The sequence below is a fragment of the Chryseobacterium sp. CH25 genome (genome assembly GCF_004119455.1).
Classification (GTDB): domain Bacteria; phylum Bacteroidota; class Bacteroidia; order Flavobacteriales; family Weeksellaceae; genus Chryseobacterium.
On sequence record NZ_NRQT01000001.1, the window covers coordinates 936151 to 961793 of the forward strand.

Sequence of the window (25643 nt, forward strand, 5' to 3'; positions counted from 1 at the left end):
TTATTCGTGCATTCGTGGCAATTAAAAGTCTGTGAAATCTGCGGGAAAATTTTATCTTGAGATTCTTCATTCCGCGCTGCTTCATTCAGAATGACAGCACAACAAAAAGACACTAGAAAAAGTTAAGCTTACTCAATAAAAAAGCGCTGAAAATATATTCAGCGCTTTTTTATATAAATTGTATTCTTCAGAAATTTATTCTTTCGTTCTAACGGTTCTTTGCTCGATTCTTTTTTCAAATTTTTCTCCCTGGAAAATTCTCTGAATCATAATTCCCGGAATATGAATCTCATTAGGATCTAGTTCTCCCGGTTCTACCAGTTCTTCTACTTCAGCAATGGTAATTTTTCCTGCACCAGCCATTGGATGATTGAAGTTTCTTGCAGATCCTTTGAAAATAAGGTTGCCGGCATGATCTCCTTTCCATGCTTTTACGATAGAAAAATCAGCATCAAAAGCATGTTCTAAAATGTGAGGTTTTCCTTTGAATTCTTTTACTTCTTTCCCTTCTGCCACTTCAGTTCCATACCCTGCCGGAGTGTAGAAAGCCGGAATTCCAGCCTGAGCTGCTCTGCACTTTTCAGCTAAAGTTCCCTGTGGAGTAAGCTCTACTTCAAGTTCTCCTGAAAGCATTTGTCTTTCAAACTCAGCATTTTCTCCCACATAGGAAGAGATCATTTTCTTGATTTGTCTTTTATGAAGCAGTAATCCCAGTCCAAAGTCATCTACTCCGGCATTGTTTGAGATGCAGGTAAGATCTTTCACATCACTTTCCACCAGGGCATTGATTGAATTTTCAGGAATTCCACAAAGTCCAAATCCGCCCAGCATCAGCGTCATTCCATCTTTAATTCCTTCGATGGCTTCCTTTGCATTTTTTACTCTTTTATCTATCATGAAATATTAGATTTTTCTGTTGGCTAAATTTAATAAAAATTTATTGTATCTGCGATGAATGAAAAAAGATCCTGATTCCTATCCCATCCTGAATACCTGTTTTTCATATTAAAAAGATCATATTCAGATTTTTACAGCCAAAAGTGAACAAACTGGTTCATTTTTTCTATAAATCTCGTAAAATTGATTTATATTTGGGGCTTCAAATTCATAAACACCACATATTTTTTAATCTTCGGATATAATTGATATAAACACAATCTTAAATGTAAAAATTATTTCTGACGGCTTACTGCTGTCTCTTCAATGCTTTTACCTTTTATTTTCATTCATATTGGTATTCAAAAGCTAATTATCACAAACTTAAAATCAGAACTTAATATAAAACATGAAAAAACTATTTACGTCCGCGTTACTTGCATTAGTACTCAGCATCAACGTATATGCGCAGGAAAAAACTTATTTTGATGAAAACTGGGAAAAAACCACCCAGGAAAACATGGAATATTACCGTGAAACATCTCCAAAAGGTAAGCTTACCTTAATTAAAGACTTTTATAAAAACGGAACCCTTCAAATGGAAGGGCTGGCTTCTGATACCACTCCAAGCAATGAGGTTTTTGATGGTAAAGTAACATGGTACACCCCTGAAGGAAAAGTAATGAGTGTTGTAAACTACTCTAAAGGGAAACAGGTTGGCGTTTCTCAGAATTATGATGCTAAAGGGAAATTAATTGAAGACCTGGTTTATAAAGCTGATGGTACTTTTTCAGGAAAATCATTCAGTTATAAAGATCCTGAAAATGAATATTATTATAACTCACTTACCGTATATGAGAATTCTACTCCAATCCAAACGGTTATTTACGATGAGGATATCAAAGGAATCAGAACCGAAAGCATTATAGGTAAAAACGGCACCTACGAAAATAAATACTACGGTGAAAAAGGTAAGTATATTGGTAGTGGCAGCTCTGAATCTAACAGCGAAAGTACTCAGGTAGACTATTACTATAATCCAATGAGGGTTTCCAAAATTGAAAAGTATAAAAGTGATGGTTCCATCAAAGAAGGAATCATCTATTCAAAAAATGGGAATATTCTGCAGGAACAGAAAAGAGGCAAAAAAGACGGCTCCAAAACCACTTACGATGAATCTGGGAAAAAGATCGCTAACCTAACGTATCAATATGAAAAAGAAAATGATACGTACAAACCTATGGATGGCGAAGATTATCAGTTCAGCTATGATTACAGCCACATCTCAACAATAGATGTTTATAAAGGTGGTGATCAGATTCTTAATAAGGAGTTTAGTGAAGAAGGAAAACTTTTAACGGAAAAAACATTAAAAGACGGATCTACTCAGGAAATTAAATATTATACTCCTGATGGAAAGTTAAGATCCACATTAACTTATAAAGATGATACTCCTTACAACGGTACCTCTTACGAAGGACTTACCGAAATACAGTATAAGGAAGGTGTTTTGGTGAATACAAAAAACTATACTGAAGAGAATAAGCTTAAGTTTGAAAAGAAATTAAATGCTAAGCAAACTGCTTACGATGCAACGGTATATGATAATAAGGGTGCTATTTTGTACACTTATAACCAACCTCTAAATGATGATGAATACGACTACAGTTTTACTGCTCAGATTGTACAATATATTAAGGGGAAACCAGCGAATAAATCTTCTGTAAAAGGGGGAATTCTTCAAAGCGGAAAAATAAGAATAAAGGATTACTACGGAGCAAAAGAGCTTGAACGTAATGGGAAATGGATCTTATTGAAGGTTTATAATTCAGAAGGAAAGCTTGTTCAGGATTCTAAAATTATGGCTGATACTGGTGATAACTTCTCTAGCGAGAGCCAGATTATCATTCAGGAAGATCAATTGAACACTAATTTTGAATAAAGACAAGTTCATTTGATATTTGATCATATAAAAGCGGTTTCATTTTTGGAGCTGCTTTTTTGGGGCTTAAAATCTGGCTTTTTATTTTTATTTCCCGCAGATCACAAGGATTTCGCAGATGTTTGTGGAAAGTTTAAACCATTAAGATTTTTAAGAGGATAAGAAGATTTAAGGAGAGCAGCTAAAGTTATTTGTTTAGCAACATCTTAAACTCTTCTTGGATGAAGCTTAATTTTTCTTAAAATCTTCACTCTTCTTAATGGTTTGAAATTCTCATGTTTTTAAAACGCAAAGTTTTAAGATTAATAATGAAATATTTTAAGGAAGCTAAGAGGAATCAATTAGCATTGATTTGATGAAGCCAGCGTTTTATTTATCATGATTTTATCTCTCGCAGATTTCGCAGAAGTTTGTGAAAAATCTGTGTAATCTGTGTAATCTGTGGGAAACAATATCTAAATTGATATAAACAAACAGGCTGTCATTTCTGGCAGCCTGTTACTTTTGTTATATTATGATCTTAGTTATTGAATAATCAATTTTAAAGTAAATAGTTTTCTTGCGTGAACTTTTACAAAGTATACTCCTTTCGGAAGGTTTTCATTCACTAATGAGAAACGTTGGTTATGAATATTCTTTGATTCATACAGTAATTCTCCTGCTGCCGATACCAATTCTATTTTCTCAATTGGATAATCACTCTTAATGAACGTTGGTTCACCCGGCTTTGTAGGGTTTGGATACAGGATTACATTCTTTTCTGTACTTTTTGCCTCTTCTACTCCTAAAGATCCTGAGCTTACCTGGAACTGTACTCTGTTTGAAACTTCAGTATAAGAGTCGTTGGTAAACATCACCATATAATAGTTTCCTGGTGTGGTTGGTACTCCGTTTACATTTCCTGTAATCGTTTTATTACCCTGTGTCACTCCATCAAAATAAGTATAAGAAACAAAATTATCATCCGGAGTCTGGATATTCTGAGGATAAATTCCCAGCCAGTCTTTAATGATTCCCGGAGAATCCGTCCATGAAGCGGTAATATTTTCGCCTAATGAAAATACTGGTTTGTTGATCCATAGCTCAGTAACAATGTCTCCTACTTTAAAGAATACTTTTTCTCCGATTCCGTTATAACCGTCTTCCAGTAAGTACTGAGCATAGTAGTATCCTTTTGGAAGTCCTGTAAAATTAAGTGTTCCGGATGCTGTAGTTACGTAGCTCCATTTTATAGAAGTTGTAGTTCCCGGAGTCTGTCCCATTTTATAAATCCCGATCCAGTCTTTCTGTAAACTTGGAGCATTTGTAAAATTGATGGTTACTGTTCCACCTACCGGATACGTATCTGCTGTAGCCTGCAACTGTACTTTAGGACCTACATAAAAGCTTTTTCTTGATGTGATGTCTGTATATCCATTGTTCGCAAAGAATCCCGCAAAATATTGACCTTTATTAGGTAAACCATTATTGAAAGTAGCTGTTCCTGCTGTTTGTCCGTTAGTATAAACATAAGTTTGTGCAGTCACACCTCCTCCTGGTGTCTGTCCTTTTTTATAGAGTCCTACCCAATCCTGCTGATTTCCAGGGCCACCGGTAAACGTAGCAACAATAGGTTCATTTTGGGCATATTCCGTTTTATCTAAAGTAAATGTAGGATTTGAAACAACACTTCCAGTGATTTCAAACTGTTTTACATCACTCCAGTCACTCCACTCCAGATTTCTGTCTCTGTAACGGATTTTCACGTAATAAGTACCGTTCGGGATTGAATTTGCTGCTAGTGATGCTTTTGTAATGTCTACTCCTTCATTTAAATTCTTTGTTTTATCCGGGTTTCCGTTTCCATCTTTTCCGAACCAGTTTTCAAAATCGCGGTAAAATTCTTTTTCAATCACAGAGAAATCTGCGGCTTTACTGATTAAGAACTGAGTGGTATTTAAAAGTTCTCCGTTAGATGATGAGAAAGCGCTACCATTCAATGTTAAAGGAAGTGTAATTGGACCTGAAAATGTATTGGTAATGGATGGTTTTGCCGGCTTTGGCTGATTCTTATATCTGTGGAAAGAGTCTACCAGTTCATTACTTTTCTTGGTATATTTTCCACCAATAGAGTAACATTCTATATCTACTTTTCCGGTTGGAATATCCACCTCTACGATTTGATAGGTCCAATCCGTTAATGTTTTCTGAACATCATCAAAATCCTGTTCATTAGACATTCCCCAATACTGATCCCAAGCTGTTCCTCCTGAAATAATCTGATAATTTGGGGTATTTTTCAACTGTCCTCTGTGGTATAAATGGTGGTGGGCTCCAACGTGCATCAGATATTTATCAGATGTTACCAAAAGCGGAACTGCATTGTTTCTTACCCATGTTGAAATATCCCCTACATACTGCTCTGCCTGATAAGGTCTGTGGCTTAATGAGATGATCCAATCTACCGTAGGATCATTATTGGCTTCATTTAAAATCTGCTGAAGCCATATTTGCTGTGCAGATCCCGTATGCTCAGAACTTAAACTGATAAACAGAACATTTCCTGCCTGCTGCGCATAATAATTCTCGTTTCCGGAAGTAATCCCTTTATACTTGATTTCATCGATATAGAAATGGGCATAATAAGAATTCATCCCTAAGCTTCCATATGTTTCATGGTTTCCTACAGTAGTCTGAATAGGCAGATAAGGGGATAGTTTGATATTCTTTTTGAAGTGAACATTCTCGTAATGATCCAGTGTTCCTACATCCACCTGATCTCCTACCATGAAAGTAAGGGCAATATTATCAGATGGATCTGAATTGGCTCCGAATTTTTCTTTCAATTTTTTAAAAGCATTCAGAGTAAGACTGTCATACCTCGGCTCTGCTTTGATCTGGTTATCTCCCATAATCAGGAAACGGATTTTTCCATTAGCTGTTACAGGTTGCCCTGGCAAAGGAAGTGTTCTGAAATTGTATACCGCAGATTCATTAGTTCCGGTTTTAATCTTATAATAATACTTGGTATTTGGTTGCAGGTTGGCAATTTTTGCTGTGTGATAATAGTAGTTATTGTTGTAACCTGTATCTGAAAAGATGTTGGTAGTACCGGTTACCGTTACATTCAGATTGTTTGGGGAATCTCCGTAAATTACGGTTGTTTCGTTATCGGAAGCAGTCTTCCAATTGACAATCATGGAATTCGGAGTAGGGTTTTGCAGATATGGGAACAAAACCTGCCCGAATGCCATTTGAGCCACGAAACAAAAAAAGAAGAAATAGTGTTTCATAATCGCTTAATTTTAAAATGACATATAGAGTTTTAATTTGTGAATCAATAATTTAAAAAAATCAGTCCTCTGATTTTTATTTCGGGCAAAAGTAGATGTCCCATATAAACTCTGTCTGATGGAATCTTAAAGAATCTGTTAATTTTTTGATGAAATCTGAATGGAAAAATTATAGTTTTTAACACATTAAATATTTGGTGTATTCAAAAACTATTTTGTACATTTGCAACCTGTTATTCAACCTCTGACGATAAACGTGTAAGTTGCTTAGCTTTAACATTTTATTTTATTAATAATGGATTTATTAAAGTACGTACAAGACAAGTACATTGCGAAAAAAGAATTCCCTGAATTCAAAGCAGGTGATACAATTACTGTGTATTACGAAATTAAAGAAGGACAAAAGACTAGAACTCAGTTCTTCAAAGGGACAGTTATCCAATTAAGAGGTACTGGTTCTACAAAAACTTTCACAATCAGAAAAATGTCTGGTGATGTAGGTGTAGAAAGAGTATTCCCTATCAACATGCCTGCACTTCAAAAAATCGAGGTTGACAGAAGAGGTAGAGTTAGAAGAGCTAGAATCTACTACTTCAGAGATCTTAGAGGTAAAAAAGCGAGAATTAAAGACGCTGCTTACAAGAAGAAATAATTCAGACAACAATAAATGCAAAAGGAAGCTGTTTACTCGTAAACAGCTTCCTTTTTTTATAAGTAATGCTTATTTATACTTTTGTCTTGAAATCGAAGATTCGACGTAGTCAAACAAAAGTATACAAAAGTTCAAGACTGGAATTATCCACTAAAAATGTCAATGTACTCCTAAAATTTCCAAACTCGCATGGATCATCTGGTACTTCTTCGATTCAAAAGAGAACCCATGCTCAGACAGTGGAAATTTTTTAACGGATTACATTGACATTTTCTTAACGCTCCTAATTCCTAGGTCAGTCAAAATTCCGTTTACATCTACCATTAAGATCTGTGAAAATCTGCGCTATCTGTGGGAAATAATATGAGTAATAAATAATGAGCAATAAGTAATACTATTTACGGATATATCCCTATTAATTCATAGTATGCTATTTTGCTTTGTATGGAGTACCTGTTCCGGTTTCCAGGAAGAGTTTCAGGCTGCCGAGGAACTGTACCCAACCATTAGAACAGATATCATAACACTCAATATTCGGGCTTAAGCCGAGGTGGGTAACTTTTATTTGAATGTTTTCTCCATCTGGCTCTATTTCCCAAACGATGGTTGTCCCGATCCATTCAGTCTGATTCTTTAATTCAGGAAGAGCAATTAATGAGTCTTCTACATACCAGATTACTTTTGTATCAGGGATCGCTTCTTTCACCTTCATTGTTTTGTAAATATCTGCTCCGAATCTTATAGTGAATACATCTCCTATCTGTGCGGAAGCTCCTTCAAACATATCAGTCCACCAAAACGGAATCTGATGAGTTAAAGATTGATAAGCTTTATTTACAGTGGTTTTTACTTCTATTGTATTGGTGTAATTGTTCATGGTATCTATTTTAGTTTGCCTATACAATTTTATAGAAATTAATTGGCAATGGGCTTTGCATAAGACAAGAAATGGATTGAAAGGTAATAGTTTAACCACCCCGTCAAAAATTATTGAATTTTTGCCACCCCTCCGGAGGAGGGGAATGTTCAGTCCTTCAACTGGAGTATTTGTTTGGGATAGATGGTAAGTAGGTTTATTCGTTTTTTATGAGGTATTGAAATGGTGTGGATCCTGTATGTCTTTTAAAAAATTCAATAAAAGCACTGTCTGAGGAGAAGTCTAAAATATGAGACACCTCTCCTATTGAGTTTCCATCTACTAAAAGTTCTATAGATCGCTGAAGACGCCATTGCTGCCTCCATTCCTGATAAGAAAGTCCGGTTTCTTTTTTAAAAATACGGGTGATTGTTTTTTCAACGGCACTGGTTTGTTCTGCCAGGTTTTTCAGCATAGGTGGCAGGGAATTTCTTGTTGTCCACTCTTCTACTATTCTTTTAAAACGTCTGTCAATGGGCATTTTAAGTTCTAACTTTTCTTCAGGAGCCTTCACTATTTCATCCCAGAATACATTTAATATATTTTTCTGATCAGGATTCAAGACAGTCCATTCCCAGAAGCATATTCTTTCAATAATTTCTTTTAGCAGAAGGTTTACGTGAAGAACCTTAAGACTGGATTTCATATACTTTTCTGCATATTCACTGTCAAAATAAATAGATCTGTAAGCCACAACGTTACGGAAATTCACCCGGTGGTTTTCATTGGCCGGTATCCACAACATTCTGAATGGTGGCAATACAAACTGGCGATCGGAAGTGGTTACCGTCATACAGCCTGAAGGAGCATAAAGAAGTTGAGCTTTAGTTTTATGGCTATGAAAACCGGAGTCGTGCATAACCATATCAGAAGCTATTCCAATTACTTTTTCCTTAAGAGCATCAGCATTAAATTCTTCGCTCTGCTTTAATACAGCCATGTCTTATTTTTGATATTTTTTGTTTTTATATCATTATAAATATACATTGAAATTTTCAAAACTTTGCAGAAAAAAATGAAAAAGACAAATCCGCTTTGGCTATTGACGGTATTGGTAATGCTTCCTCAGTTTGTGGAAACCATTTACAGTCCTGTTTTACCAATGGTTCAGGAAAAATTTGGAGTGAATGAAGAATCTACCACCTTAACGATAAGCCTGTATTTTATCGCTTTTGCTTTGGGAGTGGCATTTTGGGGTGTACAATGCGATAGGATTGGAAGAAAAAAGTCATTAGAATATGGGCTGATTACCTATGGAATTGGAACTTTTGCTGCTATTTTCGCTCCTAGTTTTATGATTTTACTTGCTGCCAGGATTGTTTCTGCTTTTGGTATTTCTGTAGGCTCTATTGTTACCCAGACGATTCTGCGTGATACTTATGACAAGGACCATATCAGTAAGGTATTTTCGTGGATCGGGATTGGTTTATCCATCAGTCCGATTATCGGAATGAGCACAGGTTCGGTTCTTGCTTCTTCAGCGGGTCATCAAGGGGTTTTTATCACTTTGTATCTGATAGCAGTCGTATTTTATATTCTTTCCAGAAGAAATGTTTCTGAAACCCATCATTCCGGAAAAGAAATCAATTTACAGTTTCTGTTTGGTTTATTGAAACGAATGCTCAGAGACCGCGACATTATCAAATGTTGTTTATTGGTTATGAGTTTTAATGTTTTGCTGTTTTCCTATTATTCTCTGGCACCTTTTATTTTTAAAGAACAACAGTATTCATCCTATGTTTTTGGATACAGCAGTATTATTTTGGCTGCAGGAACTTTTGTGGGGGCCAAACTGAATAGATTTCTACTTTTAAGAAATATAGCTCCTAATATTTTAGTTATTGCAAGTGTAGTAGGATCATTTGTTGCTTCTGCTTTTGTGTGGATATTAAGCGGATGTGGAATTTATTTTCTGATTCCTTACTTCTTTATCGTGATGGCTTTCAGTATGGCTATTCCGAATATTCTGAGCACTGCATTAATCCATTATAAAAATGAAACCGGAAGTGCGGGAGCCCTGCTGGGACTTATTTATTATGTATTGATAGGAAGTGGTTTGGTAAGTATAGGTTTTATTCAGAATCTGGGAATTTCATGTGTTATTTTTTCAGGGATTGGGGTCATTACTTTACTGGCATTCAAATCAAAAGAAAAAACCGTTTAAGTTATAAACGGTTTTTTCTTTTTTAATGTTCCAATGTAATATATTAGAACAAGCAATCCAATTATTAATGGGATCATGTGAAGACACAGAAATATAAATGGACTGAACCAAAGATTCCAAAACCCACCAAGAATGGCTTTGGAAGGATCTTTTTTATCAAAATACACAGTTATATCATTGGACCATTCTTTGCTGTTACTGCTATAATCAGCATAAAGAATATACGAATGATTGGAAGAATCATAATAAGTGATAACCGGAGAATACATTTTGGTATAATTAATCTCGTCACCATCCTTCGACCAGCTTTCTTTATACCCCGTAATCCTTGCTTCCGTTTTTACTCCATCAGATACTAATTTGATATGTCTGTACAATTTACTACCATTGTAATAGACTCCTCCAGCCCCCATTGCCAGGAATAAAAGTGTAAATATAGTAGCGAGAATAACGATTACACGATTATCTCTTTTTTTGTCTATTCTGTATTGATTTACCGCATCATTTCTTTTCATACTCTTTTTTCAGATCTTTAAATTTTTCTTTGTAAAAGCTCTTATCATTTGCTGAAGGTTGCACTTTTAACTCTTTAAAATGAACCTGTGAGTCTGAGTTTCTCCATCTAGTCAGATTTAAAAATTCACTATAGAATATTTTATCAGAAAAATAGGATAACTCATTTTTACGTATGGCTATCAAAGCAATACTTTTATTTATTCTTTCATACTTTAAACCAAGAATCAATTCTTTAGACTCCCATTCATGGGTTACAACATTCGGATCATCATTTTTCAATTCAATCTGATCATAATTCTTATCTGCTGAAATACGTCTTACAAGATCCTGATATGCCTTATCTCTATTATTTTTAGCGTCAGTTTCTGCTACATATCCTTTAAAACCAATAATCCTTTCCTTATTACAATAGACATCCATATAATCGAATTTAAAGTCTTTGAAAAGCTGCCATTTTTCCTGAATCTGAGTACCTTGCAACACGATCCTACTATGAACGTCATCTGTATAATTATGATATCTGAGTGGATATTCTTTATTGTTAAAAATACTTTTAGGCTCCTGCAAAATACTCAACTCTGTTTGTTCAGATTTTGACTGGCAGGAAGCCATCATTAGATTGAGAAAAAGAATGATAAATGTATATTTGATTTTCATTTGATTATATAATTTCAGTTTTTATGTCCTGAGAATTAGACTTGCCTGAACACCCAACATTTCCAATTATCATCAGAAATACTATTATACAGAACTGTTTACTCGTCGCAGGACTGCTTTTACCTGATTTATTTAGGGTTAAAATACAATAAATTCCACTATTCTCTCATCATCCCATGCTTCCTAAGAATATCAGCTAACAGAATTCTCTCTCTGCTATACATCACTTTCATATTGGAAAAGATATTTTTTCCATCATCTGTTCTCCAAAACAGACTATTTTTCAAATTAGGAAGATCTGCTTCCGGCAACCCTTTCTTTATAAGTGCCAGCAAAGGCTCAATCTCATTATCATAATACGATCTCTTAATCTGATAAGGATTATTGTTGTTATTAATGATAGCACAGATGATCTTATTCCACCAGCCTTTTTTCTCTTCATATTGTACCGGCTGTGAAAAGAACATATACAAAGAGTATTTTCTGGATGGAAACTGACTGGAAATGATGATATCATCAATGGAATTAAAGTCTATTTTCTCTTTAAGAAAAGGATTTTCCAAAATTAAAAAATGATCTTCTGAATAGAATTTATGAAACATAAGTAAAATAGTAGTTATTAGGTTTATCCTCTTGATTTTAGCCAAAATCTAATTTCAAACAACAACAATACTGAATAATATCCAATCACAGCAGTTCCTAAAATTACAGTATTTTCCCATACATTGAAATGTTTTAAGAGCAATCCGACAGGAATTCCGTAAATAACAGCCCAAACAAAGCAAAAAATGGAACCTCTCCCACTTATAAATATATCATTTGCAGAAGATCCATACTCTCCTGACTGGCTTATAAAACTGAACAGATGAGTCAACATAATAATAAGGACAGAGATTAGTAATTGGATATTATTCCAAGCAGCTATTACAGAACCTATTGTGAATAAGGAAAACAATAGGATGTATACTCTATAATTTGCAGGATCTTTTTTCGTTTTGGTATTTTGGCCAAGCCCTATCAGGAAAAAACTTATTGATAAAAGAAATATTTCAAACCCAATCTTTTTTTCAAAAACGGTAAGAAAGCTTTGCAGATCTGTATCGTTCATCAAGCTAACCCATGTAAAAATAATTCCGACATATTTAAAAACCGGAACAAAAGAACCAACGGTTCTCATGTTTTTATTTTCTGATAATTTCAACATGCATCAACTTTTCTTAACAAGAACCAGACTTATTATTTTGTCCTCCCATCATCAGCCTGATATTATATTTTAGCAGATATACTCCCAACCCAAACGGAATCAAAGACAGACATAATACGATAAATGGAGAAAACCATAAATACCAAAACCCACCCCGAATAGCTTTTGAAGGAGCGTCTTTATCATAGTAAATTGTTACTTCATTTGACCATTCTTTACTGTTACTACTGTAATCAGCATACAGTGTGTAAGACCTGTTGACAGTATCATAATAGCTAATGATAGGAGAATAAAATCTTGTATATTTATTCTTCTCTTCCTTTCTGCTTTCTGTATAACTTGTAATATGTCCTTCTGTTTTTACACCATTCAATACCAAACTGGTATGCTTATAAAATTTCTCTAAGCTGTAATAAAGTCCCTTTCCACCGAAACCAAGAAATAAAAGCATGAATACAAGGGAGAAGAAGCTTACCCAGAAACTGTTATTTTTCATGGCTTAATACATCTTAATTTCATCAGAAGTCAATGGACTTACTTTTTCTTATTTTATCGTTAATCTTTATCATTATATTTAATATAACTGGAAATGTAAATGTAACTATCCAAATAATGGTATTTACAGGTAAAATTTTTATTTTATAATTTAAATAAAAGAATACAAAGCAATATATAATGCAAAAATGGAAAAAAGTCTCTTTACCTGACTTTCAGAATAACGTCCGTAATGATCTCTGATGTTTTCGTAAAACAAAATATCGTCTTTATCTTCTTTCGATGGCACTAGAAGCAATAATAAAAAAAAGTTTTGAACTAAGTAAATACTACTCATCCCAAAAAGAAAATATTGAATAGCCATTTTAAATGTATCAGAAAAACCATGATGATTAAAACTACCATAATTCATCAAATCTATAAAATTATCTACACCTATTACAAATACTATTATTGTACTCCAAATACTTAGTATTAAACGATTTAATTTAGAAAGTTTCACCAAAAACAATCCATTAATGATGGAAATTAATGAAAATAATAAAGTAACTATTGTTATTATTGATGAATACCAAGTTTCAAAATTCAGCAATTGCTTACTTAATAACCAATATATAAAAGAAACCGAAAGCAGTAAGGTTACTCCTTCGGTTAGTCTGGGGATTATTCTTTTTTTATGGGAAGCAATTAAAATTATTAAATAGGAAAAACATAAAACATATGGTAATCGTTTAATTTTTTCTTCAAAATGATAAACACCTTTTCCTTCATTAGGAAAGAAAACAATTAAGCTAATAAAATAAGCACATAATAAAACATACAAGATTGATTTGCTTTCTTTCGAAATTCTATAACTTTCAAATAAAATTCCACAAAAAATAATAGCCAAATAAGTAGGTAAAACTTCTATCTTATAAGTATATGCAATAATAGCAATGATGATTGTAGCAATTAAACATATAATTCCTATTATTTTGATTCCGATATTTAAAAGCTGTTTCAAAATTATTTTATTTACCTAATAATTTCTAGTTTGTTGCTTCCTTTTGGCTTATGCAGGTAGAAAGTATAAGCGATAGGAAAATTACTCTTTTCTCCTTTTGCTACTAATGGTGAATATCCAAATGAACGAGGATCTTTACTTACCAAAGTCACCACTCTTCCATTTCCATAGAATTTTAGTTCAGCAGTGTTTTCATTGATAGGAAATAAAAACTTTTGTTTAGCAATAGGTTTATTTGCCAATTCTTCCATTGCATCTTTTATAAATGCCCTACTTTCCCATGAATCAGCTGATGCTTCTTCAAAAATAGAATGAGCAAGTAAATTCATGTAAGCATTTTTATCTTGATTTTCTATGACTTGTTGAAAGTTCTTATAGAAATCAAACACTTCTTTTTTCAGAGCTTCATTATTGACTAAAGCTTGGCTTTCGCTCCAGCCTTTTATTTCCCAAGTTAATTCTTGTTTTGATGCCTCAAAAGGAATTTTAAATTCTGCAAAGGGAACATCTTTTTCAAGTTTAGGGGTTTGATAAGCCAATACCTCTTCCCAATCTCTTGCTTTTCCTTCCTTCGAAAATTCCCATTCCTGACTTCCCATTTTAATTTTATCCAATTTTAACTTGACAAAAGAAGTAGAATCAAGAGTTTCGTTAAATTTTGTATCGTCTGTTTTTTTAGGATACATCCGTATAGTAATTTCCTGTTTCCCTGGTTTCAACATATATTGGTTAATATAAGCTGTAGTAGAACGCTCTCCTAATCCATAAAAAGTAATTAATGGCACATCATTGATTAGAATCTCATACGAACAATTATTATGTTCGTATTTTAAACGATAACTATGTCCAAACTCTTTTTGTATAATATCTTTTTCTATTTGACTTATATCTGATTTTAGTTTTTTTTTATCTTGCGCGCATGATTGTATAGTGAATCCAACAAGACTTGTTAATAGTAAAATTTTATAAATTGCCTTATTTTTCATGACTTACTTTTGATTGCATTAAATGATTTTTGCTTAATAATTGTAATCAAAAAAGATAAATTAATCGCCAGTAATCCTGCTGGCACAAAAGAATCCTCAGTTTTTCCAGAAAAATAAATTCGTATAATGAATAAAGCGATAAACAATGGTATTGAAATTCCAAAGCTATACATGATAATACCAAATCGACTATAGGCACTGAAAGAAGTATCTTGCCTCTCGTATCTTAATTGAAAATATAGAAAAACAGCAAATAAGAGACATGGGACCAATATTTCAACATTTTTTATCATTATTTCATTAAGTCCTATCACTAATTCAATAAAGCTACCAAATGGGGATTTCAATATCAACAGAGTAAAAATTGATGCTAAAATAATAAGCGCAATCAACATCGATATCAAAGCCTTCTTTTTATTAATTCCTTGTTTCTCCATATCATGCAGATAGTTCAAATAAATGGTTTTCAATTTAGCAGACTTATTATTATTCCTAATCTTCTTATAAAAGAGATATAGGAATAGAATTTCTGCCTGAAAAAAATTGATAACAACAGCTTTTTCAAATTCAAAAAAAGATTCTCTATTCAGGGAAAACCATTGATTAATATATGAGTTAATAAAAACATATACGATAGCATATATTTGAAAAAACAGCAAGAAATTTCTTACTATAAATCCTAAAAGCCCATGTATTCTAACCATCAAAATCCTTTACCAAGCTTTTAATTCATTACTTCCTTCAGGCATATATAAAAATAAAGGATCACCGCCTTCAACTACTTTTCCTGTTGAATTCTCACCTTTCAAATACAATAAAGGATTGTGATTTCTTTGCCATAATGCTACAATTTTATTATTTGCATAGAATTGCATATAATAATTTTCAATAGGAATAAAAGTTCTATTTTTTAGTTTAGAATCTACAATCCCATATTGGTTCTCATTTTTATTTTTCACTTCCTGAATATCAGTATATGTTGCATTATATACTAAGGCAGCAGAGTGGGCACTAAGGCTTGTATATGCAGCTACATCTGATTTTTCACAAATGGCTCTTACTTCATTGTACTTTTTTACAACCAGCTCTTCAATATTAGGAATTTTATTAAGGGCAACTGCCTTATCTAACTCTTTACTATAATCAAAAGGAACTGTAGCATCAAAATCAATTGTATGTTCATAAAAAGGAAGTTTTTGACTTTCTAATCCTTCTGGCAAAGTGAATTCAGCTATTTTTTTGTAATCTTTTAAAGAGCTACTTTTATCAGGTGCATTAAAAATATTAACTTTAACATGAGCATACTTCGTAATATATTGATCTCCGTCCTTTGGGTAAATTTTAATTTTTAAAGTTTGCTTACCACTTTTAGTAATCATCACGTTTAAAGGTAACATAATACTTTCTCCTCTATTCTCTGTCAATCGATAATCAACATTATCCTCCATTTCGACAACAAGTTTACAGCCTTGTTTATTCATTTGTAGCGAATAGACAGGTGTGGTACTATATGAATGGATGGAACTGATGATGTTTTCTTTTACTTTTTCCATTTTTTTTTCTTTTTCTTGTCCTTGACATGATGATACTAACATCATTACAAATAAGCTTATTAAACTACTTTTTATCATTATTCGCTTTTATTATATAAAATCTATCTTTTAACAGATCCGGCTCTGGTTTTATAAGTTCATACGGTTTTTCTTCAAAGCCTACACCCATTTTCCAAACACTGGCTTTAGCAGTAACAAAAACTACCATCCCACCAAATCCTAAAGACGGTTCAACATAAATTCCTTCTGTTGTAGAACCTTGTTTTCCAGAAATTATTATTGATGTTTCTCCACGAGCAGATGCTTCAAAGCCAATATCCATATCATCGGTTGTATCGCCACCAAAACTTAATTTAGGTACTTCCGCAGAAGCTTTTACTCCAAGTTCAGCCCCTACACCTACGGTTGTGGCAATATTAAGTGGTTCCGTACCATCTACTGCTCCAAATAAAAAGGTATAACTTATATCTATTTGCCCAAAAGCATACAAATTAAACCAGATATCAACACCTACAGCTTTAGTAGCAGTTCGAATTGCTACAATAATTGGTTTAGCTGGGGGAATAAATTCTGCACAAGCTATTAAATCTAATTTACCTGTTCCTTTTATCAATGGAGTAAAAGCAACAGCAAGTTTACCTTGTGGCTCGACATTTTTAGTAGTGGCATTATATCCAAATTTCCACCCTCCTTCAATGGTAATAACAGGATAATCCAACTGAAATGTAATAGGACTTTTTCCTAAAAATCCAGGCAACCTGTCAGCAATTCCAGCGGCCATTCCACTTCTAGCACTGGTAACACCACAAATACTATCTAACGTTTCTTTTACTTTTATTAATGCTTTAAGTAATGTTGTGATTTTTTCTTCATAACTAACCCCAATTGATTTTTCAACTGATCCTGTTGTTGCCTTAAGTACAAGTTCAAAAGAAACTTCTTTATTTAACCACCTCCTATTATTTCCAGCTTCTAAAGCTCTTTCCTGATGAATTTCATGAGTTACACCAGAAGGCATATTTGTATGAGAATATACGTTAGGTGTGGTTGAACTAAGCTTTAAACTAAGCAACCATTCAATATCGGGATATACATTTATTTTAGCTAATTGATTTGGATATCTACACGTTGATATTGGTAAAAAGTAAATTTGAGCCTTATCTTGTGTTAATAAAAAATAATTAAAAAGCCATATATCATTCATTAAATTATTTACGACTTTATTATCTGGATTTTGAATCTTCTCGAAAGCTGTTTTATTATACATATATCTCAGCATCAAAATCATCTTATCTTCTCCCTCAAATTTAAAGTCAATACCTTCTTGCCATTGCTGTACCTCACTTACATCCTTTGATAAGCCCCTCTTTTTATCAGGAACTACGTCTACATCTCCAGCCTGTTCAGGATCCTGTACTACTACATAAACACCATCTTTATTTCTTAAAGCAGGCATTACTCTATCTATCTGGAAAATGTGTTTAGCATCATTATGCTTTTGCCCAGCTTCTAAAAGCAGTCCATTACATAAAACATTTTTATTAGTTAATTTACCCAATGTGATTGATACATTCTTTCTTTCCTCACCAGTAATCAATCCAAAAATTTGAGCAGTTCTATCTATAGGACTCTTAGTTTCATCTTCATCAAAAATGACTAAAGGATCTCTGTTTTTATCACTTTCATCTTTTATGGTAATTGTACTATAACCACACGGATCAATTCCCTTTTGAGTATAACGGATATCACCAATATATTGTATCTGGTCATTTTTTGCAACTTCAAACCGGCTTAAAAGCTCACTCATTGTATCATAGGGCACTAATAATTCTCTTGAATTATCATACACCCATTTACCATTCTCTAGTCGAGTCCAATCTGTAGTAGCTTTCTCCGAATCATATTCACCAGTAGCAGCCACGTGATCTGAAGCAATATAAACAGATTCTGAATAACCAATATACCCCTTTAATCTAAGATAAAACTTTTCATCACTTTTTTTATCTACATGATTTTTCTGCCATTCAGGGTCAATAAAAAACTCTAACTTCTTTCTTGGATTGTAATAAAATAATCCTTTTGTACCATCAAATTTGAGTTCTTGTTTTTCTAATTTAGCGACTGCATTCCCTCTATTTATAAGTTCTACATCAAAAACAAATTTTTCAGCATAATTTCTACAATCAGGTAACAAATGAGCATACATTTCAACTTCTACAGTTTGCCCATAAGCAGCTCTCTTCTCATTATTTTCCAGTGGGATATACCCTCCTTCTTTTGGAAACTTAAAATGACAATATAATATCTGTGGCTTATCCAATACTACAACTCTTAGGATTTCTACGCCGTCTGATTCTGGAAAAACACTATATGGAATTAATAAATATACAACTCCAATATTTCCATTCCCATTTCCTTTAATACTGCTAACATTTACAATCAGATTATTTCCTTCAAAAATTTTAGTTCCATCTTCCTCAGTAGTTAATTTTGTAAAAAAATTACTGGGACTGAGCTCAGAATATGTCTGTTTATAATTAAACCAGACATGTTCTCTTACCAAAAACCACTTTACATCTTTAATTGTAGTCTCCGGGTTTTCAGTTCCCGGTCCCAAACAAGATTTATCAACATAAGCGGTAAAAGAACTATGCCCATGCCCCAATTCTACAAGAAAACTATTATTATATGGTTTTACATTCTGCTTGGCATCTTTAATTAATGCTTTTTTAATCCCTGCTGTTCCCATGGTTTTCTTTAAAAATTAGTTTTATAAGCCTCTTTTTCATTATAATTCTTCATATCCATCACAGGATTAACATGTGACTGCAGTTCACTATCCGCGTTCTGAAGATTCTTTTTGGTAGGTTCTCCCATTTGTCCGGATTTCATGATAGAAATACAGTCTGTACCTCCGATGGGACAGGTTGCTTTGCTGTCTTGCAGCAGGATATAGCCTCCGGGGGGATCGTAGAGTTCTTTTTCGTAGTAGCCGCTCCATTGGGTTACTACAGCTGAACATGGGGTATTATTTTTTTTGGCGCATGAACCGAAAGTATTCTTCTCAAAGGTCGCTCCAATATCTTTATGGGTAGCGGCAAGTTTACTGCTACCAGCATTGTCATTCACATAATATTTGGTTTGTGTAAGTACTTTTAACTTATCCGGAGCAGAGCCAAATTTACATTGACAGATTGCTCCCTGTACTACTTTTTCTTTTAGTGACATTTTGGTGTTTTGTGTAAAAATAAGTCTTTTTCCTGAACCGATACATTTTACCAGTCGTTTTCTATTCTTTCGAAATTATCAAATCCCCATTTATTAGGCGGCACTTTTACAAGACCACCTGTAATAAAAGGACTGCTTTCATCTAATACTTTGTCTTTATATTCCTCTGACCCCAACTGATATTGGGTATAATGGATCTTTTTCACGAATACTTTTTCTCCCGACCAATCCCTTGAGAATACTTCAAAATAAGCTCTTGTGTGCATCGGAAAATGATGATACAGATCATGATCAAAGATCACTTTAAGTGTCATATAAAGAGTACCATCATCATGGTGACCTTCAGGATAAAAATACCTTGGAGCCAATAATTCTTCGCTTTCAAATTCTATGACAAAAGAGTGATAATCCGTAGGAAATTTATCAATGGTCTGTACTCCTGAAAATTTCAACGGTCCACGATAAGGAATTACAGAAAGATAAAGATCTCTTTCAACTTTTCGGGTATCTCCGTAATGAATGAATTTAGGATGAAAAAACAGATTCCAGAACCAGTCATTGTGCAGACTTTGTTCAATAACAGCTTTATTTTGAAGCTTATTTTCAAAGTTCTCAAAAAAAACATCCAGCTCTTTACTGCTGTATTTATCAGCTATTTTTGATTTTTGAATCTTCCATCTTTCCAACATTTTATCATGATTGATGATCTCGCCCGTTCCGGAACCTTTTTCATTAAGATCTACTTCCACAGGATAAATGGTTGCAGATAATGCCAAAGAGATAATTTCACTGACCTTATCCGGTTCATGCTGGTTGTAAAAAATATCTTCTTTATTAATGCTTAACGATCCCTTGCCATATTCAATATTCAGTTGGGCATCTACAGTATAATCTATTCTTTTGGATGGTTTCTCCTCATTACCGGAATAGTATTTTACAGATACACCAAACTTTCTTCCCTGAAGTCCGGAAGGTTTTATTTTGATCGTATTTAGCCTATGTAGAATTTGTTTTTTTGATAATCTTATCTCCGACATCATTAACTCATTTCGTCTTTAGTGTGTCCTCAAAGTTAACAAATTTCTGTTTATCACCAGTTTTGGATAAATAGAAAGTTATACAATTGTTGTAACTCCCTTTTACAGCCAGATTATATAACAATCATCTCAATAAAAACCAGTATAGACTATTTAATAAAGTTATACAAAGCCTCAAAAAATTGAGGATAGACTTCAATATGTGGAAGATGTCCTACATTTTCAAGCTCCACGAGTTGAGATCCGTTAATTTCACGTTGGGTTTTCTTCCCTAGCTCTTGATACTGCCCCATTTTAGCCTGAAGTTCCTTAGGAGCTCTGTCTTTTCCTATTGCGGTTCTGTCTCTGGTTCCAATGATTAATAAAGTAGGAACTTTTATATTTTTAAATTCATAACAAACAGGTTGGTTATAGATCATATCGGATGTCAGCGCAGCATCCCATGCCACTTGTGGATAATCTTTATGAAGAGTCCAGCCGGCGATCAGATCAAGCCATGGCTGATATTCTTCTTTCCATTTGTTATCATAATAGAATTTCAGCTGATAATTTTTATACGTTTCTGCTGTATTTTTAAGCTCTGATTGGTAAGCCTGATCTATGTTCTGATAGGCTGCGAATGTCTTATAATCTTCAAGTCCGATGGGGTTTTCAAGAATCAGCTTCTGAACTTTTTCAGGATAAAGCAAAGTAAATCTTGTAGCTACCATTCCACCCATTGAATGGCCTAGAACAATGGTTTTATCAATTCCCAATTCATCCAGAACAGCCTTTGTATTTTCGGCCAGTTGTGAAAAAGAAAACTGATAACTGTGAGGTTTTGAGGATTTCCCAAACCCGATCTGATCCGGAATAATCACACGGAATCCCTTTTCCGAAAGATCTTTGGCTGTTCTTTCCCAATAAGCTCCATTAAAGTTTTTTCCATGAAGAAGCAGAACGGTTTTCCCATTTGCTTTTTGAGGCTTTACATCCATATAAGCCATCTTCAGATCGTTATCCTGAGATTTTAAATCTTTAAAATGCACTTCATAGGGATATTGATAATCAGACAACATTGCATCTAAAGGTTTTACTTGTGAAAAAAGAGCTCCCGATCCGGTTAATAGTATTGCTGTGGCTACATTTCTGAAATATCTCATGGTACTTTACTTTAAGCTTTTAAAATTAAAAAAACCGCTCCAAAAGGAACGGTTTTCAACTGTTATTTTTCGTTAAATATTATTTTTTTATGATAATTCTGCTACAGAAATTTCTTTTTCTTTTTTGGATGGAAGATTCATTAAAACAATAGCAAAAAGAATCAGAGCAATTCCTACCCACTGTATTAAAAACACCTGTTCACCCAATAGAACAAAGGCCATAGTTACGGAAACCGGAAGTTCCAGTGAAGAAACAATACTTCCCAGTCCTAATCCTGCATTCGGGAAACCGATATTGAAAAGAATTGGTGGAATAATAGTTCCGAACAATGCCAGCACAGCTCCATACGTCCAGAATATTGAATAATTGAAAGAGTGAATATGTTCTGTATTTTCTGTAAAGTTCAAATAGAAAGCTTTTAATCCGTCAAAATACATAGGCCCTATCTGTGCAAAGAAAAGGAATGCAAAAACAACAACGGAACCACCTGTCAGCATAATAATACTCTTTCTGAAAACAGGAAGATGAGTAGCCAGCGTGTTGGACGTAAACATCGTTAATGTATACGAAGCGGCAGCCATTAATCCCCAGAATACACCATGCCAATCCAGTTCGATCTCCATATTAATAAGGTTGGTTGCTAAAACTGTCCCCAGTAATACGATAATTACAGCGACAATTTTTCTTGCATTGGGTAGCTTTTTGGTAATAATACTTTCCACTACAACACTGAACCATACCGACTGCATCAGCAATACGATAGCAATGGACACATTGATATACTGAACCGCTATATAATAAAACAAACTGGTTCCTCCCAATGACGTTCCTGCAAGCATCAGCATTCTGACCTCTTTGGAGCTTGGCATTGATAATTTCTTTTTCGAGGTTAGAGTTTGAATCAAATTCAGGATCAAAAGTCCTGCTAAACCTAATACAAATTGGGATGTAGTTACTTCAGACGTTGTAAAACCATCATGATAAGCCATTTTTACGAAAGTGGCCAACATTCCGTATATACTAGCACCAATCCCTACAAATAAAACACCTTTTAGTATATTTTTCTTCTTCATAATTTTTTTAACAGCCTGCAAAGGTACAACATATAAATTAAAATATTCTGAGGTGTTGACATGATAGATAAATAAGATCGCCGCAAGCTTTGCTTGCGGCGATCTACCAAATTGATTATATAGTCAGTTATTTTTTAACAATCACTTTAGAATTGGCTTCAAAACCAAGTCCTTTCACCTTCACGATATAAGTACCGTTTATAAGGCGACTTGTAGAAATTGCTTTTTTATTTTCCGGAGAAATTTTATCTTCCGAAGAAACCAGTTTACCAGACATATCATATAGTTCTACACTTACTTTTCCAAGGGTTTTGCTTGGGAAATCAATATAAAACTCATCTTTTGCAGGGTTCGGGTAAACAGAAACTTTCTGATCTCTGTACGAAGTAACTTCATCTGTACCCAATGAAGCACATTCTGCCGGTATATCAAAGTTTTCTACCTGATCGGTAATCACATTCTTAACTCCTGCTGAAGCTCCTACCCCAAGTCCTCTTTTTGCAAAAACTTTCCAGATCATACATTTATCCTGTCCGTTCGTAGATGCTACATCAGCAGCCAATATTGCATTTCTTCCGTCAATAAAGCTAGGGTTACATCCCTGAAGCTTTAAAGCATCAGTTACTAACTGTAATACTTTTGAGCTTCCATTAGGAGTGGTTGACATTACATCTGAAGAATACCCATATTTTTCAACATATTTCCAATGAAGATCCCATAGCATGGTTGCCCATACAAAACCAATAGAGTGAGAGTCAGTAACCAAAGCTCCGCTTGTATTTGTATACTGCATCTGATTCGTAGTTCCGTAAGTATAAGGATTCACAGCAAAATCCGGAGAATATTTAGCAGGTCTGATTCCGCCACCTGTTATTTTTTCTCCACCTGCATAAGTTCCCATACCTCTTGCTACAGAAGCATTATCTCCAGGTCTGTTGGTAAGCATTAAAGCAAAGAAATCGGACCATCCTTCACCCATTTGCTCTCTACTTACTGATGTAGATAAACATCCATATCCTGTACCTGTTAATCTGTTTGATATTCCATGTCCATATTCATGGGTTACAATTCCGTTATCAAAACTTCCGTCCGGAGTAACACTTGTAGCAGGGTCATTTTTAAGGGTAATATTTACCGTTGTATTACCTGCAAGCTGAGTTTTGATATATTCCCCTTCTGCATTTTCAATTGAAACTGTAGGAATCGTAATAGAAGGATCTGACCCCCCCATTCCCGATGGGAAATTTGTAGCTGCTGCATTATTATAAATCACTACAGCTATAGCTCCTGCATCCTGAGCATTTTTTGCTTTTACAGCAAAGCCACAGTTTGTTCCACCACCTCTTTCAATTAGACCTATTTTACCAGTAAGTGATCCTGCCGGCAATGCTGTACAGGCCGTTACGCTTGATGCCAGCTGTACATCTCCGGTTATTCCGGTACCTGTTAATGCAGGACCAAACTCAGCAGTACCTGTAATAGGGGTACGAGCCACTGCAGCTCCTGGAGTATTGTAAAAAAACAGCTGATTTACTGCAGACCATAGATACATCTGCATGTATGGTTTATTTCCATCTGAAGGGGTACCGAAGTTAGCGTTATTAAGTCCGCCACCATCTTGCCCTTCTGCTTCCACATAATCATTACCTAGTCCACCATTTCCAAAATTATTCTGTTGGAAATTTTTGGCTGTTTCTGTAAATCCGAATTTATAAAATACGTCATGAATTTTATTATTTAAATAAAACAGATTGGTAATTGAAGCGTTCTGATTGGCAGCAGGAGTACCATTTATACTGAATGGAAAATTAAAATTTCTGGTAGCTCCACCATCAGGAGAAAGACCGGCAACATCAGCATTTGCTGTATCTTCATATGCATATACATTATTTCCTCTCGTAATGGTATAATGGGTATCACCATCAGAATGCCATCCTTCCGGTGAAGCTGGTAAATACCACGGATTGGAGATAACCTGTCTTGAACCGAATGTTGGAGCTTCTACTGGTAAAGGGAAAACATTATAGCTGGCATTATCCGGTACCAGGAAAGGTGTAAGCTGTGTATGTGCTTTTGATGGCCCCATCAGATCATTCTGAGGAAAATCCATTTCAGTATGGCTATGAGAGTAAGCTCCCGGATGGAAACTACAGGATAGATTCAGATCTGTTTTATCCAGGATCTCACCTGTATTGGTATCAATCAGATAATTCCAGTAGCTTGGTGATTTTGGTTCTCTTAGAAGATATTCATAAGCAAGCTTCAAATCTCCTTTATGCTCTACGTATACAAGTCTTTGTTTTGCAATTTTTTTACTGTCGCTATTTTCCCCAGAAAAATCACCGATAAGAAAATCATTGATCTCTGTTTTCTTCAGATCTTCAGCAATAGTATGAAGCGCAGTGGTTTTACTTACAGTAACATTTCCGGATGTAGATACAGCATAATCTTTCACAAAATTATCCGTGTAATAAACTACTTTATTATCCTTAATAAGTGCAGTCCCAACAGAATTATATACAGGTACCCCTTTGTAGGTCTGTAAAAATTTCACAACATTACCATTTAATGATTTTGAAGGATCCACATTATCTACAATAAAATTATTGAGATCAGACTTCTTATATTCTCTTATTTTATTTTGAGAAATATAATCTTTAATAAGCTTTTCGTTATCTTGTCCGAATGCAATTACCGGAAATAAAGAAAACACCGCAAACAGAATAGGTAGAGTTTTATTTTTCATATCCATTATTAAAGTTGCGAATCTACAAATATTTAACAAATAAAAATCAATAACATTTAACAAAACATAAAAATAATCTGATATGAATTATTAAAAAAATTACGAATATCATACTATCCATTTTATCAATACAATAAGTCCATATCCGGTTTTAGCCCATGTATATTATATTTAGGACCA

The 25643-nt window shown here is 34.1% G+C and carries 22 protein-coding genes; 3 read left to right on the forward strand and 19 right to left on the reverse strand.

Annotation, left to right across the window (positions count from 1 at the left end; genetic code table 11):
• Window positions 1-195: 195 nt before the first annotated feature.
• Complete coding sequence (locus BOQ64_RS04195) at window positions 196-897, reverse strand: CoA transferase subunit A (RefSeq protein ID WP_129058295.1); 702 nt, start codon at window positions 895-897, stop codon at window positions 196-198.
• A 388-nt stretch (window positions 898-1285) separates the two neighbouring features.
• Here BOQ64_RS04195 and BOQ64_RS04200 point away from each other — a divergent pair, with 388 nt between their 5' ends.
• Entirely contained in the window at window positions 1286-2818 is a 1533-nt protein-coding gene (locus tag BOQ64_RS04200) for a membrane-binding protein (protein ID WP_129058294.1), read from the forward strand.
• A 524-nt stretch (window positions 2819-3342) separates the two neighbouring features.
• On the opposite strand, the gene BOQ64_RS04205 is transcribed toward BOQ64_RS04200, so the two are convergent.
• Complete coding sequence (locus BOQ64_RS04205; protein WP_129058293.1) at window positions 3343-6090, reverse strand: fibronectin type III domain-containing protein; 2748 nt, start codon at window positions 6088-6090, stop codon at window positions 3343-3345.
• Window positions 6091-6385: 295 nt separating this feature from the next.
• Here BOQ64_RS04205 and rplS point away from each other — a divergent pair, with 295 nt between their 5' ends.
• On the forward strand, window positions 6386-6742 hold the full coding sequence (rplS, locus tag BOQ64_RS04210) for a 50S ribosomal protein L19 (RefSeq protein ID WP_002980648.1): 357 nt from the start codon (window positions 6386-6388) through the stop codon (window positions 6740-6742).
• 430 nt (window positions 6743-7172) lie between these two features.
• Here rplS and BOQ64_RS04215 read toward each other — a convergent pair whose 3' ends face one another.
• A complete protein-coding gene (locus BOQ64_RS04215; protein WP_129058292.1) occupies window positions 7173-7619 on the reverse strand; it encodes an SRPBCC family protein in 447 nt (148 codons plus the stop codon).
• A 196-nt stretch (window positions 7620-7815) separates the two neighbouring features.
• Window positions 7816-8598 carry an AraC family transcriptional regulator gene (locus BOQ64_RS04220; RefSeq protein WP_129058291.1) on the reverse strand — a complete coding sequence of 261 codons (783 nt, stop codon included), beginning with the start codon at window positions 8596-8598 and terminating at the stop codon, window positions 7816-7818.
• 75 nt (window positions 8599-8673) lie between these two features.
• Between BOQ64_RS04220 and BOQ64_RS04225 the strand changes: the two genes are divergently transcribed.
• Window positions 8674-9822, forward strand: a complete 1149-nt coding sequence (locus tag BOQ64_RS04225; protein ID WP_129058290.1) for a multidrug effflux MFS transporter — start codon at window positions 8674-8676, stop codon at window positions 9820-9822.
• Here the strand turns inward: BOQ64_RS04225 and BOQ64_RS04230 are convergent.
• The 15 genes from BOQ64_RS04230 to BOQ64_RS04300 form a co-directional block, all read right to left on the reverse strand.
• On the reverse strand, window positions 9819-10337 hold the full coding sequence (locus tag BOQ64_RS04230) for a DUF3592 domain-containing protein (protein ID WP_129058289.1): 519 nt from the start codon (window positions 10335-10337) through the stop codon (window positions 9819-9821). The two genes, BOQ64_RS04225 and BOQ64_RS04230, sit on opposite strands and share 4 nt — an antisense overlap.
• Window positions 10324-10995, reverse strand: a complete 672-nt coding sequence (locus BOQ64_RS04235; protein ID WP_129058288.1) for a hypothetical protein — start codon at window positions 10993-10995, stop codon at window positions 10324-10326. Before BOQ64_RS04235 ends, BOQ64_RS04230 begins: the two co-directional genes overlap by 14 nt.
• A 158-nt stretch (window positions 10996-11153) precedes the next feature.
• Window positions 11154-11558: a hypothetical protein gene (locus BOQ64_RS04240; protein WP_129058287.1), complete on the reverse strand. Its 405-nt coding sequence runs from the start codon at window positions 11556-11558 to the stop codon at window positions 11154-11156.
• Window positions 11559-11620: 62 nt separating this feature from the next.
• Window positions 11621-12199 (reverse strand): hypothetical protein, encoded by a 579-nt coding sequence (locus tag BOQ64_RS04245; RefSeq protein WP_129058286.1) that lies wholly within the window; start codon window positions 12197-12199, stop codon window positions 11621-11623.
• A 13-nt stretch (window positions 12200-12212) separates the two neighbouring features.
• Window positions 12213-12695, reverse strand: a complete 483-nt coding sequence (locus BOQ64_RS04250) for a DUF3592 domain-containing protein (protein WP_129058285.1) — start codon at window positions 12693-12695, stop codon at window positions 12213-12215.
• A gap of 150 nt (window positions 12696-12845) precedes the next feature.
• On the reverse strand, window positions 12846-13697 hold the full coding sequence (locus BOQ64_RS04255) for a hypothetical protein (RefSeq protein ID WP_129058284.1): 852 nt from the start codon (window positions 13695-13697) through the stop codon (window positions 12846-12848).
• An 11-nt stretch (window positions 13698-13708) separates the two neighbouring features.
• Entirely contained in the window at window positions 13709-14683 is a 975-nt protein-coding gene (locus tag BOQ64_RS04260) for a hypothetical protein (protein ID WP_129058283.1), read from the reverse strand.
• Complete coding sequence (locus tag BOQ64_RS04265) at window positions 14680-15387, reverse strand: hypothetical protein (RefSeq protein ID WP_129058282.1); 708 nt, start codon at window positions 15385-15387, stop codon at window positions 14680-14682. Before BOQ64_RS04265 ends, BOQ64_RS04260 begins: the two co-directional genes overlap by 4 nt.
• Before the next feature lie 9 nt (window positions 15388-15396).
• A complete protein-coding gene (locus BOQ64_RS04270) occupies window positions 15397-16236 on the reverse strand; it encodes a hypothetical protein (RefSeq protein ID WP_129059641.1) in 840 nt (279 codons plus the stop codon).
• A gap of 64 nt (window positions 16237-16300) precedes the next feature.
• Window positions 16301-18985: a hypothetical protein gene (locus BOQ64_RS04275; protein WP_129058280.1), complete on the reverse strand. Its 2685-nt coding sequence runs from the start codon at window positions 18983-18985 to the stop codon at window positions 16301-16303.
• A gap of 8 nt (window positions 18986-18993) precedes the next feature.
• Window positions 18994-19464 carry a DUF4280 domain-containing protein gene (locus BOQ64_RS04280; protein ID WP_129059642.1) on the reverse strand — a complete coding sequence of 157 codons (471 nt, stop codon included), beginning with the start codon at window positions 19462-19464 and terminating at the stop codon, window positions 18994-18996.
• A gap of 47 nt (window positions 19465-19511) precedes the next feature.
• Window positions 19512-20501, reverse strand: coding sequence for a hypothetical protein (locus BOQ64_RS04285; protein ID WP_129058391.1), 990 nt, complete (start codon window positions 20499-20501; stop codon window positions 19512-19514).
• A gap of 149 nt (window positions 20502-20650) precedes the next feature.
• Window positions 20651-21643 (reverse strand): alpha/beta fold hydrolase, encoded by a 993-nt coding sequence (locus tag BOQ64_RS04290; protein ID WP_129058279.1) that lies wholly within the window; start codon window positions 21641-21643, stop codon window positions 20651-20653.
• A gap of 87 nt (window positions 21644-21730) precedes the next feature.
• Window positions 21731-22717 (reverse strand): EamA family transporter, encoded by a 987-nt coding sequence (locus BOQ64_RS04295; protein WP_129058278.1) that lies wholly within the window; start codon window positions 22715-22717, stop codon window positions 21731-21733.
• Between the two features lie 127 nt (window positions 22718-22844).
• A complete protein-coding gene (locus tag BOQ64_RS04300; RefSeq protein ID WP_228448147.1) occupies window positions 22845-25463 on the reverse strand; it encodes a T9SS-dependent M36 family metallopeptidase in 2619 nt (872 codons plus the stop codon).
• Window positions 25464-25643: the final 180 nt, after the last annotated feature.

Bases quoted from the DNA above. Each gene is read 5' to 3' on its own strand.
- BOQ64_RS04235 (WP_129058288.1), bottom strand. From the start codon at position 10,995: ATGAAAATCAAATATACATTTATCATTCTTTTTCTCAATCTAATGATG.
- BOQ64_RS04200 (WP_129058294.1), top strand. From the start codon at position 1,286: ATGAAAAAACTATTTACGTCCGCGTTACTTGCATTAGTACTCAGCATC.
- BOQ64_RS04285 (WP_129058391.1), bottom strand. From the start codon at position 20,501: ATGTCGGAGATAAGATTATCAAAAAAACAAATTCTACATAGGCTAAAT.
- BOQ64_RS04275 (WP_129058280.1), bottom strand. From the start codon at position 18,985: ATGGGAACAGCAGGGATTAAAAAAGCATTAATTAAAGATGCCAAGCAG.
- BOQ64_RS04225 (WP_129058290.1), top strand. From the start codon at position 8,674: ATGAAAAAGACAAATCCGCTTTGGCTATTGACGGTATTGGTAATGCTT.
- BOQ64_RS04290 (WP_129058279.1), bottom strand. From the start codon at position 21,643: ATGAGATATTTCAGAAATGTAGCCACAGCAATACTATTAACCGGATCG.
- BOQ64_RS04295 (WP_129058278.1), bottom strand. From the start codon at position 22,717: ATGAAGAAGAAAAATATACTAAAAGGTGTTTTATTTGTAGGGATTGGT.
- BOQ64_RS04195 (WP_129058295.1), bottom strand. From the start codon at position 897: ATGATAGATAAAAGAGTAAAAAATGCAAAGGAAGCCATCGAAGGAATT.
- BOQ64_RS04245 (WP_129058286.1), bottom strand. From the start codon at position 12,199: ATGTTGAAATTATCAGAAAATAAAAACATGAGAACCGTTGGTTCTTTT.
- rplS (WP_002980648.1), top strand. From the start codon at position 6,386: ATGGATTTATTAAAGTACGTACAAGACAAGTACATTGCGAAAAAAGAA.
- BOQ64_RS04230 (WP_129058289.1), bottom strand. From the start codon at position 10,337: ATGAAAAGAAATGATGCGGTAAATCAATACAGAATAGACAAAAAAAGA.
- BOQ64_RS04205 (WP_129058293.1), bottom strand. From the start codon at position 6,090: ATGAAACACTATTTCTTCTTTTTTTGTTTCGTGGCTCAAATGGCATTC.
- BOQ64_RS04250 (WP_129058285.1), bottom strand. From the start codon at position 12,695: ATGAAAAATAACAGTTTCTGGGTAAGCTTCTTCTCCCTTGTATTCATG.
- BOQ64_RS04220 (WP_129058291.1), bottom strand. From the start codon at position 8,598: ATGGCTGTATTAAAGCAGAGCGAAGAATTTAATGCTGATGCTCTTAAG.
- BOQ64_RS04265 (WP_129058282.1), bottom strand. From the start codon at position 15,387: ATGGTTAGAATACATGGGCTTTTAGGATTTATAGTAAGAAATTTCTTG.
- BOQ64_RS04300 (WP_228448147.1), bottom strand. From the start codon at position 25,463: ATGAAAAATAAAACTCTACCTATTCTGTTTGCGGTGTTTTCTTTATTT.
- BOQ64_RS04280 (WP_129059642.1), bottom strand. From the start codon at position 19,464: ATGTCACTAAAAGAAAAAGTAGTACAGGGAGCAATCTGTCAATGTAAA.
- BOQ64_RS04215 (WP_129058292.1), bottom strand. From the start codon at position 7,619: ATGAACAATTACACCAATACAATAGAAGTAAAAACCACTGTAAATAAA.
- BOQ64_RS04270 (WP_129059641.1), bottom strand. From the start codon at position 16,236: ATGGAAAAAGTAAAAGAAAACATCATCAGTTCCATCCATTCATATAGT.
- BOQ64_RS04260 (WP_129058283.1), bottom strand. From the start codon at position 14,683: ATGAAAAATAAGGCAATTTATAAAATTTTACTATTAACAAGTCTTGTT.